Annotated in this window: 13 protein-coding genes; 11 read left to right on the plus strand and 2 right to left on the minus strand. The window is 70.4% G+C overall.

Translation table 11 applies throughout. The features are described 5' to 3' along the window. The first annotated feature begins 310 nt into the window (after nt 1-310). The 10 genes from J0I43_RS15645 (at nt 311) to J0I43_RS15690 (ending at nt 10060) form a co-directional block, all read left to right on the plus strand. Nucleotides 311-1156: a hypothetical protein gene (locus J0I43_RS15645; protein ID WP_292866023.1), complete on the plus strand. Its 846-nt coding sequence runs from the start codon at nt 311-313 to the stop codon at nt 1154-1156. Next, entirely contained in the window at nt 1149-2216 is a 1068-nt protein-coding gene (locus J0I43_RS15650) for a ParB N-terminal domain-containing protein (RefSeq protein WP_292866026.1), read from the plus strand. Before J0I43_RS15645 ends, J0I43_RS15650 begins: the two co-directional genes overlap by 8 nt. Before the next feature lie 72 nt (nt 2217-2288). Beyond that, nucleotides 2289-2975, plus strand: a complete 687-nt coding sequence (locus tag J0I43_RS15655) for a hypothetical protein (RefSeq protein WP_292866388.1) — start codon at nt 2289-2291, stop codon at nt 2973-2975. Nucleotides 2976-2987: 12 nt separating this feature from the next. Continuing rightward, the gene (locus tag J0I43_RS15660; RefSeq protein ID WP_292866028.1) at nt 2988-4181 is read left to right on the plus strand and encodes a M23 family metallopeptidase; all 1194 of its coding nucleotides are present in this window, start codon (nt 2988-2990) and stop codon (nt 4179-4181) included. Next, nucleotides 4181-4447 carry a DUF6112 family protein gene (locus J0I43_RS15665; protein WP_292866031.1) on the plus strand — a complete coding sequence of 89 codons (267 nt, stop codon included), beginning with the start codon at nt 4181-4183 and terminating at the stop codon, nt 4445-4447. Before J0I43_RS15660 ends, J0I43_RS15665 begins: the two co-directional genes overlap by 1 nt. 68 nt (nt 4448-4515) lie before the next feature. After that, nucleotides 4516-4785, plus strand: a complete 270-nt coding sequence (locus tag J0I43_RS15670) for a DUF6112 family protein (protein ID WP_292866033.1) — start codon at nt 4516-4518, stop codon at nt 4783-4785. 40 nt (nt 4786-4825) lie between these two features. Beyond that, nucleotides 4826-6229 (plus strand): conjugal transfer protein TrbL, encoded by a 1404-nt coding sequence (locus J0I43_RS15675; protein ID WP_292866036.1) that lies wholly within the window; start codon nt 4826-4828, stop codon nt 6227-6229. Between the two features lie 3 nt (nt 6230-6232). Beyond that, nucleotides 6233-7696, plus strand: coding sequence for an SCO6880 family protein (locus tag J0I43_RS15680; protein ID WP_292866039.1), 1464 nt, complete (start codon nt 6233-6235; stop codon nt 7694-7696). 70 nt (nt 7697-7766) lie between these two features. After that, the gene (locus J0I43_RS15685) at nt 7767-8573 is read left to right on the plus strand and encodes a hypothetical protein (RefSeq protein ID WP_292866042.1); all 807 of its coding nucleotides are present in this window, start codon (nt 7767-7769) and stop codon (nt 8571-8573) included. Beyond that, entirely contained in the window at nt 8570-10060 is a 1491-nt protein-coding gene (locus J0I43_RS15690) for an ATP-binding protein (protein WP_292866045.1), read from the plus strand. The genes J0I43_RS15685 and J0I43_RS15690 overlap by 4 nt, the downstream gene beginning before the upstream one ends. An 83-nt stretch (nt 10061-10143) precedes the next feature. On the opposite strand, the gene J0I43_RS15695 is transcribed toward J0I43_RS15690, so the two are convergent. Both J0I43_RS15695 and J0I43_RS15700 read right to left on the minus strand, forming a co-directional pair. Beyond that, nucleotides 10144-11532, minus strand: a complete 1389-nt coding sequence (locus J0I43_RS15695) for an FAD-dependent oxidoreductase (RefSeq protein WP_292866047.1) — start codon at nt 11530-11532, stop codon at nt 10144-10146. After that, the gene (locus tag J0I43_RS15700; protein ID WP_292866050.1) at nt 11529-12233 is read right to left on the minus strand and encodes an MIP/aquaporin family protein; all 705 of its coding nucleotides are present in this window, start codon (nt 12231-12233) and stop codon (nt 11529-11531) included. The genes J0I43_RS15695 and J0I43_RS15700 overlap by 4 nt, the downstream gene beginning before the upstream one ends. A 48-nt stretch (nt 12234-12281) precedes the next feature. Between J0I43_RS15700 and J0I43_RS15705 the strand changes: the two genes are divergently transcribed. Beyond that, complete coding sequence (locus tag J0I43_RS15705; RefSeq protein ID WP_292866053.1) at nt 12282-12962, plus strand: helix-turn-helix domain-containing protein; 681 nt, start codon at nt 12282-12284, stop codon at nt 12960-12962. The last annotated feature ends 4 nt before the right edge of the window (nt 12963-12966 follow it).

The raw sequence follows: 12966 nt of genomic DNA on the forward strand, positions 1-12966 counted from the left end.
GTCCGAGCTGATGAGCCAGACCACGGCGCGGGTCGCCGGGCGGGGCATCGACTTTCAGGCCGAGCTCGCTCGCCGCGCCCGCCGCCTTCCCGGTGAGGTGACCCGCAGGACACGGCGTGGCATCCGCTCGAGTAGTGAGCGGGCTCGCCGGCTGCCACCGGTCACGGCGTTCGGCCGCCGCGAACAGTCGTCCACCGGGGCGACTCGCTCGGGGATCGGGCTGCGGTGAGCTGAGATGCGCACCCCCGGCAGCACACCGACGTGGGCTGCTGGGGCGTGCGTGCGCACCTTCCCTCCAGGAGGTGCCGCAATGCGCGAACAGGACACCGGGCTCCGGCAGGGGTTCGAGGATTCGGAGGGGCTGCGCGCCCTGTTGAACCGGCTGTACGAGGCTGGCCGGGGAGCCTGGCGGGAGGACCCGGAGGCGGCGGCATTGATGCGGCACGCGGCCGAGAAGTATGCCGCGCTGGCGAAGAAGCATGGTCTGGACCCGTGGGAGGCGGCGGGGGCCGCATTCGACGCGATGCGCAACGCTTCCGTCAGGAATGCCGACGACCCGTGGGCGATGGTCACCCACGCCGTCCGGATCACCTGCGTTGCCGAGGAACGCGGCCAAGGGCTGCTGTGCTCGACCGGCCGCGCCCGCCGACCGCACTACTCGGTGTTCCACGATGCCGAGCGGTTCTCCGACCGGGAGAACGTGCTGACCGACTACCACCCCGCCTTCCAGACACCGCCGCCCGACGACGAACCCGAGCCAGATGCCGGAGGGCAGACGACCAGTGTCGGATCGGCCGTCGAGGACACGATCGCCCTGTTCACGCTGCTGGGCTGGCCGGCAGCCACCGCCCGCGCCGGGATCGAGTATGTCTGCGCCCGCCTGGCCGAGGCGTCCTCTCGTGCGGCGGCGTTCGAGGCACTGCGCCGCGACTACCACGCCCGCGTTCTGCTGGGCGTCCCCGGTCCGTCGTGGGTGGCGATGCTGCGCACGGTGCTCGGCAACCCCGATCCGGATCTCGCTCATATCGGCGCCGGCCGTGGCGTGCTGCTGCGTCTGCTGATCGGCGAACCGCTGCGCGCTCTCCTGGCCGACGACCGTCTCCTGGCGGAGGTGGTTCTTTCCACACCCGGAAGCCCGGGGAGGCGTCGTGAGTAGCGGCCTCGGGCACATCGAGCTGGAACGCACTCTCGATTCGATCAACGTCGGGCGCCGTCACCGGCAGGACCTGGGCGACATCGACGCCCTCGCGACGTCCATTGATGAGAACGGAGTCTTGCAGATCATCACGATCGACCCGGACGGCAATCTCGTGTGCGGGCAGCGCCGCTACGCCGCGATGCGCAAGCTCGGCTGGAAGACGACCGATGTGTGGGTGCGGCCCGGGATCACCGACCGGCTCGGAGAGCTGCTGGCCGAGCAGGACGACAACGCGCTGCACAAGCCGCTCACCCTCACCGAATCCGCCGCCCTCTACCGCGAATACAAGGCGCTGCTGGCTGAGGACGCCACCAGGAGGCAGGAATCGACCCGCTTCGCCGCCGGCGGCCAGAACCCTAGAGCGAACGGTGGGGCCACCGTGGCCCCACCGTGGAACGAGCCGGCGGGGAAGAGCCGCGAGCAGGCTGCCCTCATGGTCACCGGCCGCAACTCCTACACGAGCCTGGAACGCATCGGCGAGCTGCAGCGCCTCGCCGCCGACGACACCCAGCCCGCCACCGTCCGGGAGCGCGCCGCCGCCGAACTGGAAGGCATCGACGCAGGCGGGTCGATCACCGCCGCCCACCAGCGCACCCGTATGGAACGGTCCCTCGCCGAGCTCGACGAGCTCGCCGCCGACCTCTCCGCACCCGACGCGATCCGCGCTCGTGCCGCGCAGGACGCGACCGCGTTGCGGGCTGCGGACACGCAGATGCGAGCGGCGGACCTGGAACGCCTCGCCGCCGACGCGCTGGCCCGGATACGCGGGAGCAAGAAGCGCGGCAAGAGCACCCGTCCGGCCGCAATCCCGATCTTGCCGGGAACGATGACGCTGCGGGCATTCGTGCTCACCTGGGATGAGCTGGCCGGATGGTGGGAGCGCGCCGACCCGGCAGAGGTCGGCCCGGCACTGACCGAGGAGCAATGGGAACGGTTCGCCGCGACCGTGGCCGGTACGGTCGCGTTCGCCGAGGCGGCCGACGCCGCACGCCGACAGGGCGAACTCCGTAGCGCCTGACCCGCGGCTGGTCTCGCGTCGCGCACCTTCCTGGCGAGATTCGTTCGCCCACTCTGGAAGGCATCCCCCGTGATGGACCCTGCCGCCGACCGTCGCCGTCGCCGCCTGCTCTTCGCCGCCATCGCCGGCGGTCTCGCCCTGCTCCTCCTTGTCGGCCTCGGCATGTACGGCCTGCTGCGGGGCCCGGCCACCAATGGGCCCGACCCGGAAGAATCGGCCTCACCTGCCGCCGCGACGCCCGCCCCATCGGCGGCCGCGCCGAGCTCGCCCGAGCCGATCCCGGCCCTATCCGACCCGGAGGGGTTCGCGCGGCAGGTCGCGCAGGCGCTGTTCACCTGGGACACGAGTTCGGGTCTGGAACCATCGGACTACGCGCAGGTGCTCGCGGACGCGGCCGACACCACGGAGGCCAACGCACTCGCGACCGACGTGCGCACCTACCTCCCCAGCCCCGAGGCGTGGGCGCAACTGCGGACCTATCAGACCCGGCAACGGCTCACCATCGACAGCGTCGTGGTACCGGAGGCGTGGGCGACCGCCGAGGCGCAGGCCGCGCCGGGCCAGATTCCACGCGGCGCCACCGCCTACACGATCGAGGGCACACGGCACAGGACCGGCATCTGGAGCACGGAGCCCGTCGAAGCGTCGCGGCCGGTGTCGTTCACCGTGTTCATCGTCTGCACGCCACCCGCACCCGAGTTCCGCGCGGACATGTGCCGGCTGCTGCGACTATCCGCACTCGCCAACCCCCTCCGCTGAGCCAGGGTCGTCATGGTGAAGAAACTGCTCGCGCTCGCCGCCGCCCTGCTGTGCTTCGGCCCCTCGGCCGGGCTGATCGGCGTCGGGGTACTGATGAACCCGGCCGCCACCGCTTCCTGCCTTCCTGGCTCGCTCATCGTTGGCCCGATCCCGGACTCGTTGACCGCGACCACCAAAGACGGCACGACGATCACGCTGAACAAAGTCCAGCTCACCCACGCGGCCACGATCATCACGGTCGGCGGCCAGACCGCCGGCATCGGCCGCTCCGGTGTGGTCGTCGCGCTCATGGCCGGCCTCACCGAGACGAGCTTGCGGATGCTCGCCAACACCGGCTCCTACCCCGAGTCCGCGAACTACCCCAACGACGGCAACGGATCGGACCATGACTCGTTGGGCTTGTTCCAGATGCGGCCGGCCTCGAGCTGGGGCACCGTCGCCGAGCTCATGGACCCGAACTATCAGGCCCGCGCGTTCTACGGCGGACAGACCGGCCCGAACTACCCCTCACCGCGGGGCCTGCTGGACATCCCCGGCTGGCAGCAGATGGACCCCGGCGAAGCTGCCCAGGCCGTCGAGGTATCGGCCTACCCGGACAGATACCAGAACTACCAGCCCGTCGCCGAGGCCATCCTGACCACTCTCACCCACCCTGCCGCCAGCGGCAGCAGCGGCAGCAGCGACGGCAACACCGCACCGCTGGTCGTGCCGGAGACCCGCCGCATCGTCTTTCCACTGCCGGAAGGCACCTGGGTGCGCACCGACCCATTCGGGTGGCGCACCGACCCGATCAACGGGGAACGGGCCTTCCACTCCGGCAGTGACTTCGCCGCCCCGGACGGCACCCCCATCTATGCGATCGCGGACGGCGTCGTGGTCCGCGCCGACTACAGCGACTCCGGCGGCGGCGTGATCGTCATCGAGCACACCGTCCAAGGTCAGCGCGTCGCCTCTTACTACATCCATATGTGGCAGACCGGCATCCATGTAGCGGTCGGCGAGACGGTCAGCGCCGGACAGCACATCGGCGACGTCGGCTCCTCCGGCCACTCGACCGGGCCGCACCTCCACGTAGAGATCCATCCTGGCGGCGCGAACGAGCCCGCCGTCGACGCCGACGCCTGGCTCACCGAACACGGCGCCGAACGCATCCAGGCCGGCGACACCGCCCCGGCCGCCTGCACCCTGGCAGGAGGTTCCCACTGATGGACGTGTTCCCCAACTTCGGCGGCGTCGGCGGCTCCGGCGAGCTGCGCTCCATCGTCGGCGCGCTGCTGATGTTCGTCCTCATCATCGCTGTGCTCATGCTCATCGTCTGCGCGATCGTGTGGGCGGTCGCCTCCGCACATGGCAACTACCAAGCCGCCACGAAAGCCCGTACCGGCCTCTGGGTCGCCGTCGGCGCCGCAGCGCTGGCCGGTGCCGGGGTGGCCTGGCTCAACTTCCTCCTCGACGTCGGCACCCAGCTTTAGAACGATGCGCGGAGTCGTCGGGCGCACCTGACCGCCGAGAACCCTCTCGCAACTGTCAAGGAGCAACCGTGATCAACATCGACCCCAACGGCACCGGCCTTCCCGGCATCGAGCAACTGCGCACCATCGTCGGCGCGGTGATGACCGTGGGCCTGATCCTCTCCGTCCTCGCGCTCATCATCAGTGCGATCATCTGGGGTTTCGGCGCCAACTCCTCCAACCCGCACCTCGCCTCGCGTGGCAAGGTCGGCGTCCTCGTGTCCTGCGGGGCCGCGATCATCTGCGGCGCGTCGGTGACGTTGGTGAACTTCTTCTGGGGCGTGGGGCAGTCGGTATGAGCCCGCGTGCCGCGGGCCCGGTCGACCGGGAGCCGGACCGATGAGCGTCTGCGATGTCCCGGTGATCGCCTCGGTCTGCGACGCCGTGGGCGAAGGGACCGCGTCGTTGATCGCGGCCCCGTTCGACTGGCTCGCGCAGGCGATGGGACAGGCGGCCGGCTGGTTGTTCACCGCGGTGTGGGGCGTGTTCGACAGCACGACCCTGGTGGATGTCACCAAGCCCGAGTACGTCGGGGTCTACAACATCCTGTTCGGCATCGCGATCTTCCTCTTCCTGATCTTCTTCTGCCTCCAGCTCATCACCGGGCTCATCCACCGCGACCCGACCGCCCTGTCCCGCGCGGCGCTCGGCCTGGCGAAATCGGTGCTGGGCTCGTTCCTGCTCCTCACCCTCACCGGACTGCTGCTGGAAGTCACCGACCAGCTCTGCGTCGGCATCGTGCAGGCCACCGGAAACACCATGTCCGGGATGGGCGACCGGATCGCGCTGCTCGCGGCCGGGCTGACGACCATCAACATCAGCGCCCCCGGCGTCGGCGCGATCATCACGATCTTCCTCGGCGGGCTCGCCATCTCCGCGGCAGCGATCGTGTGGTTCTCCCTGCTCATCCGCAAGGCCCTGCTGCTGGTCGCCATCGTGTTCGGCCCCATTGCCCTCGCCGGGGCGACGTGGGATGCGACCAAGGGATGGTTCGCCAAGTGGGCGACATTCGTGATCGCCCTGATCTTCAGCAAGCTGGTCCTGGTCGTGATCTTCCTGGTCGCGATCGCCCAGGTGTCGGCGCCGATCGAGGCGGACCTGGCTTCTATCTCCGACCCCATCGCCGGGGTCGTCCTGATGGCGATCGCGGCGTTCGCGCCATACATCACCTACAAGTTCCTGTCGTTCGTGGGCATCGACATGTACCACGCGATGAGCTCGGAGCAGGAGGCGAAGCAGGCGCTCAACCGGCCCGTCCCGGTTCCTTCCGCCCCGTCCGCGGACAGCGCGAAGAAGGTGCTCGACGGTGGCGGATCACCGGCAGGCGGCAGCTCGGGTGCGACCCCGCCAGGCGGCCCGTCCTCAGCAGGCGGGGGCGCGTCCGCATCCGCCGGAGCGGGCTCGAGCTCGGCCGCCGGGAGCGGCGCTGCGGCCTCCGGTGCCGGAGGCGGAGCCGCCGGAGCAGGAGCAGGGGCGGCGGGCGCGGGTGCTGCTGCCGGGCCGATCGGTGTCGCCGCAGTCGCGGGAGCCGCAGTCATGAAGGCCGCGGCGACCGCCGGACCCAAAGCAGGGGCCGCGGTCGGCGGCGCCGCCGAAGGCCACGCCGGTGCCGCCACGGAGCAGGCGCCACCACCCCAGATGCCGCCCTCGCAGCCAATTCCGCCCTCATCGAGCACGCCCGCCTCTGCCACTCCCCGGCAGGCCGACCCGCCGCCGACCACGACCGCCTCCGGGAAGGAATAGCCGATGACCACCCACGACCAGGGCACCGGGTATGCGCTTGCGCCGGTGCAGTTCTCCCGCCTCACCCGCCGTGGTGTTCTGCTCGGCCTGTCGCTGCCGCAGCTCATCGTCCTCGGCTTCGCGATCCTCACCGTCGTCGCCGCCCTCTACACGGCAGGCGGCATGGGATTGGCGTGGACCTCGCCGCTGTGGGGCGCCTCGGCGCTGCTCGCGGTGGTCCCGGCTGGCGGGCGCAAGGTGGTCGAGTGGGTACCGATCATGGCCCGCTGGGTCTGGCGGGCCTACCTCGGCCAGCTCCTCTTCCGCCGCCGCATCGTGCGACCCCGCCCTGCGGGCACGCTCGCCCTGCCCGGCGACGCGGCCGCCTTGCGGGAATGGGAGGACCCCGAGACCGGGGCCGCGATGATCCACGACCCGCGCGCGCAGACCCTCACCGCCATCCTCGGCGTCTCCCATCCCGCCTTCGTCCTGCTGGACCCCGGCGAGCAACAGCGCCGCGTCTCCGGCTGGGGCCGCGTCCTGGCCTCCGCGTGCCGTTCCGGGCGCATCGCCCGCATCCAGGTATCCGAGCGCACCCTGCCCGACTCCGGCACAGGGCTTGCGGAGTGGTGGCGCACCCACGGCACCGACGACGGCTCGTGGGCTGCGACCACCTACAAGGAACTGATCGACCGGGCCGGCCCCGCCGGTGAGCGGCACGCCACGACCATCAGCCTCGCCTTGGACATGAAGGCCGCCGCCCGGCAGATCCGCACCGCCGGCGGCGGGATGCGCGGTGCCGCCGCGGTGCTGAGACAGGAGATGACGACGCTGACGACCGCGCTGCGCGCCGCGGAGCTCACATCGACCGGGTGGCTCACGCCCGGCGAGGTCGCGGTCATCCTCCGCTCGGCCTACGACCCTGCCGCAGCTCCCGCGCTGGAACGCCACGGTGCGCTGGGCCGTGACCTCGCCACGGCCGGGCCGGTTGCGGTCACCGAGACCTGGGAGCGGCTGCGCTCCGATTCTGCGTTCCACGCGGTGCTGTGGGTGACGGAGTGGCCGAGGTCGCAGGTCTATCCCGGCTTCCTGGCCCCGCTGGTGCTGTCCAACGGCATCCTGCGAGTCCTCGCCCTGCACTACACCCCGGTACGTGCCGACCAGGCCGCACGGGACCTGCGGAAGAAGAAGACCGAGCTCATCTCCGATGCCGCCCAGCGCCGCCGCATCGGGCAGGTCGAGGACGCCTCCGCCTCCGCTGAGCTCGGCGATGTGCTCCAGCAGGAGGCCGACCTGACCGCCGGGCACGGCGTCCTGCGCGTCACCGGTCTCGTCTCCGTCTCCGCGCCGACCGCAGAGGAGCTCGACGCGGCCGTGGCTGCGATCGAGCAGGCCGCCATCCAAGCGTCCTGCGAGACCCGCCGGCTCGTCGGCCAGCAAGCCCAGGCGTTCACCGCCGCGGCGCTGCCGCTGTGCCGGAACGTCTGAGCTGCACCGTTTGAACCCGGCGGCGCACCTTCCAGGCAAACCCGTCCCGGATGTGTGAGGAGCCCTGACCATGCCGACCTTCGATGACCCGGTGAAGGACGCCGCCGAGGCGTCGGCCGCGCTGCGCGGCCTCGCCCACGCGACCCGCGTTTTTGACAGCCCGGCCGACACCTACCCGGTGATCGGCGATCTGCTTTACGGGGTCCGGTCGCTGCGGCAGGTGCTCGACCAGGTCGCCGCCGTTCACCTCGGCCACAGCGCCCAGGCTCGCGACGACGCCGGCAGCCGGGCCGCCGGCGCGACATCGGCTCTCGCCGCCGCGGACGAGCTGCACCAGGCCGCCTCGCTGCTGGACACCGTGGAACGGCGGCTCGACGCCGCCTCCCAGCACTCCGGCCGCATCGCCCGGCACCCGGCCGGACCCGGCAACGCACTCCCGCCGAGCACGGCGGCTCAGGTCGGCACGCCGAGGCCGCGGTGGATCAGTGTCGTGTTCCTCCAGAGCGAGGAGGCCGACACGGTGCTGGACCTCATCGCCAAGGAGGGCACGGATGCCGCAATCGAGCATCTGGCCGGGCACGATTTCGGCGAGGAGACCACGCAGGCGGCCCTCGCCAACGGGTACGTCTACGACGCTCCGCCACGCGGAGCGCTGGACCGGGCGGCGAGCAAGGACGCCTACACGTTGACCTACAGCCCGTTCCTCGGGCACGTCTCCCTGCTTCGCGAGTACGACGCCCTGCCCGACCCTGCACTGATCGGCATCGAGAACCTGCACCCGATACCGGCCAATGCCCGGCAGCGGACGGATGCCCGCACCGGCTGGTTCGAGCGGGCTCCGGGCCTGCCCCGGCCGGGCAGGGGGCTGTCGCTGTGAGCGGCGAGGAAGGGCGCCTGCACACCAGTGTCCTGGTCGGCCCGGAGGGCGAACGTCGCCGTCACCGCAAGGCGCGCCGGAAGGCCGTCGCGCGGGTGGAGGCCGAGGCACGGCAAGCCCACCGGGACGCCGCGAAAGCCCGCTGGGACGCTGAGCAGGCCGAACGGCAGGCCGCGACCTACCTGCCCGCCGCCGGGGAGCCAGGGCCGGCGATGCTGCGCACGCCCGGCCGGTTCCGGCTGCCGAAGCATCAGGACACTTCCGCGACCCTCGCCGGCCAGTACCCGTTCCTGGCCGAAGCGGGCCTGGGAAGCCATGGCGTGTTCGTCGGGCAGGACCTGTTCAGCGGCGGATCGTTCGTCTACGACCCGTGGGAGCTCTACCGGCGCGGGGCGATCACCGCCCCGAACGTGGTGCTGGCCGGGATCGTCGGCTCGGGCAAGTCGAGCCTAGCGAAGTCGCTCTACACCCGGTCCCTGCCGTTCGGCCGCCGCGTCTACATCCCCGGCGACCCCAAGGGCGAGCACACCGCCGTCGCCGAAGCGGTAGGCGGGCGGGCAATCGTGCTCGGGCATGGCCTACGCAACCGGCTCAACCCCCTCGACGAAGGCCACCGACCTTCGTCCGTGTCGGATGCCGAATGGGCGTTGCAGGTCGCCGCACGCCGCCGCGACCTCATCGGCGCGCTCGCGGAGACCGTGCTGGACCGACCCCTCTCCCCGTTGGAGCACACCGCCATCGACCTCGCACTGCGCGACGCCGTGCGATCTTCAGAGGTGCCGATCCTGCCGATGGTCGTGGACCGGGTGCTCGCCCCGAACCCCGCCGATGACGAAGACGGCCGGCTCGCAGAGGATGGCCGCCTCGTCGGTCACGCGCTGCGCCGGCTCGTGGCCGGTGATCTACAGGGCTTGTTCGACGGGCCGAGCACGGTGCGGTTCGACCCCTCGCTGCCGATGGTCACTCTCGACCTGTCCCGAGTAGCCGAGAACTCCACGCTGATCTCCGTACTGATGACCTGCTCCTCTGCCTGGATGGAGTCGGCCCTGGCCGACCCCGACGGAGGCCAGCGATGGGTGATCTACGACGAGGCATGGAGACTGATGCAATACCCGTCCCTACTGCGGCGGATGGACGCCCAATGGCGCCTGGCCCGGCACTACGGCATCGCGAACATGCTGATCTTCCACAAGCTGTCCGATCTGGACAACGTCGGCGATCAGGGCTCGGCCATGCGCGCACTCGCGTCGTCGCTGCTCGCGAACGCGGAGACCAGGATCGTCTACCGGCAGGAACCGGACCAGTTGGGTTCGACCGCGACCGCACTCGGGCTGACCGGGACGGAGCAGAAGCTACTTCCGACACTCGGCACCGGGCAAGGGCTCTGGCGGATCAAGGACCGCAGCTTCGTCGTCCAGCACCAACTCCACCCCGCCGAGCTCGCCACCTTCGACACCACCAGCCGCATGACCGGGAAACTCCCGTAGGTTCACGAACTCTGAAGCCGGATAGGCCCGGAACCTACGGCGTCGGCACCTATTTCAGTGTGGGTGAGTTCGCGGGTCGCGTTTCATGCGCTTATCGGGCTGAGGCGTCGCGCGGCCTCCCACGCTTGGGCCGCGACTTGGACGGCGTCCCACGGGGAGCCGAGCGGAGGCGTGTAGGCGAGGTCGAGTTCGGAGAGCTGCGCCACGGTGAGGCCGGCGTAGATCGCGGTCGCGTAGGTGTCGACGCGCTTGGAGACCTCTGTGCCGTAGCGGCCGACGAGCTGGGCGCCCAAGAGCCGCCCATCGGTCGAGTCGCCGGTGATGCGGAAGTGGATCGGGTGCGCGCCCGGGTAGTAGCGCTTGTGGTCGTCCGCGGCCGACTGCACGGTTGCAGCTGTGAGTCCGGCGTGCTCGGCTTCGCTCTGCTTGAGGCCGGTGCGTCCGGCGACGAGGTCGAAGACTTTGACGGCCTGGGTGCCGATGGAGCCGGCGAAGCGGGCGGTCCCGCCGAGGGCGTTCTCGCCGGCGATGCGGCCTTGCTTGTGTGAGGTCGTGCCGAGTGGGAGGTAGGTCTGGCCGAGGAGGCGGTGGTGGGTGATGATGCCGTCGCCGGCGGACCAGACGTGCGGCAGGCCGGTCGCCATGTGCTCGTCGACGACGACCGCACGGCCTGCACCGAGCGATGCGCCCGCGCGTTCGAGGAGCTCGGTGTTGGGGCGCACACCGACGACGACGAGCACGAGCTCGGCGATCGCCGAGTACGGCTGGCCGTCGCGGCGGCCGGTGACGGTGATACCGCCGGCGGTCTTCTCGCCGGCTGCGACGGTCGTGTTCAGCACGACCTCGACGCCGTGGGATTCCAGCTCGGCGCGCACGTGGCTGCCGAGTTCTGGGTCGAGGGTGGAGAGGACTTCGGGGCCGCGCTGAAGCTGGGTGACGGTCATGCCGCGGGCGATGAAGGCCTCGGCCATCTCCAGTCCAACGTAGCCGGCGCCGACGATGATCGCCGACTGCGGTTGCCGTGCAGTCAGGTCGTGGTCCAGGGCGAAGGTGTCGCCCATCGAGTGGATGACATGCACCCCGTCAGCGGCCGTGAGCTGTTCGAGGCCGGTGATGCCAGCGTGTGATGGGAGGGCGCCGGTGCCGACGATGAGCTCGTCATAGGCGATCTGCTCGGTGCTGCCATCCGGAGTGCGAACCTCCAGGCGCTGCCCGGCGACATCGATCGACGTGGCGAAGGTGTTCAACCGCAGGTTCATGCCCGTGGCCTCCAGATCAGCAGCGGTGCGGTGCGCTAGCGACTGCCAAGGGGCGACATCGCCGGTGAAGTAGTAGGGGATGCCGCAGATGGAGAAGTTCGGATACTCGTCCGCGACGACGACCGTGACATCGGTTGCGGGGTCGAGTTCGCGGGCGCGGAGGGCGGCGGATATGCCGGCGTCGGAGCCGCCGATGGCGATCAGGTGAGTCATGCGTGGACCTTTCGATTCGGGAAGAGCAGAAGAACGAGGACGATGCCGAAAGCGGCGCCGATGAGTTGCGCGGCGATGAACCACAGCGCGGAGGCCGGGGCGATGCCGGCGAAGGTGTCGGTGAAGACCCGGCCGAGCGTCACCGCGGGGTTGGCGAACGAGGTCGAGGACGTGAACCAGTAGGCGGCACCGATGTAGGCGCCGACGGCGGGGGCGACGATCGCGGACCGGCCGGTGCGGGCGAGGGCGAAGATCAGCAGCACCAGCCCCGCAGTGGCGACGACCTCACCGAGCGGATGCCCGGTCGAGAGGCGGTCGGTCGCAGAGATCGTCGTCGAGGTGTCGAACATGAGGTTCGCGAGGATCGCGCCGCCGATGCTGCCGACGATCTGGGCGAGCAGGTAGGCGGTGATCTCTGTCGGGCGGTGGCGGGTGCCGAGGAGACGGTCAGCGAGCGTGACGACGGGGTTGAAGTGTGCGCCGCTGAGGGTCTGGAAGATCAGGATGAGCACGGTCAGGCCAAGTGCTGTCGCCAGGGAGTTCTCCAGCAGTTGCAGACCCACGTCGCCCGGCGAGAGACGCTGCGCGGCGATGCCGGAGCCGACCACGACGGTCACGAGCAGGCCGGTGCCGATCAGCTCGGCGGCAGCACGCCGCCACAAGGGCGCAGCGTCAGGGTGGGGTGTCGGCGTGGTGTTCATTGCAGGATCATCTTGACGCGGATAGATCGCTCAGTCAAGATTGAGGTAATGAACTTTGAGAGAACTGACCTTGTAGGGCGGGCGGCGCGGTATGCGGCGCTGGCCGATCCGGTGCGGCTGCGGATCATCGACCTGCTCACCCTGGGCGACGTCGCCCCCGTTGAGCTGCAGACGGAGCTGGGTATCTCCTCCAGCCTGCTCGCGCACCATCTGAACCTGCTGGAGCGGGAGGGGATGCTGGTGCGCACCCGCTCGGAGGCCGATCGGCGCCGCACCTACCTGCATCTCGCTCCTGGCGCGTTCGACGGGCTTATTCCGTCGCCGGCGGTCGGGGTGCGCCGGGTGGTGTTCGTCTGCACCGGAAACTCTGCCCGCTCGCAGCTCGCCGCCGCGCTCTGGCACGATGCCAGCGAGATCCCGGTGGCCTCGGCGGGCACGCACCCGGCCGACGCGATCGAGCCTGGCGCGATCGCCGCCGCCGACCGGCACGGCCTTACCCTCCGCGCCTCCCAACCTCAGGGATTGGACCAGGTGCTGGAGGCAGACGACTACGTGATCACCGTCTGCGACACCGCCCACGAAGAACTTGGCCGTACCGGCCGGCTGCACTGGTCGGTGCCCGACCCGGTGCGCGACGGCAGCGAGGCGGCATTCGATGCCGCGTTCGAGGACATTGCCGCCCGCATCCAGAGCCTCGCCCCGAGGCTGACCACCACTGCGAAAGGATGACGAA

Origin of the sequence: Microbacterium sp., from assembly GCF_017305435.1 — a bacterium.
Classification (GTDB): Bacteria; Actinomycetota; Actinomycetes; order Actinomycetales; family Microbacteriaceae; genus Microbacterium.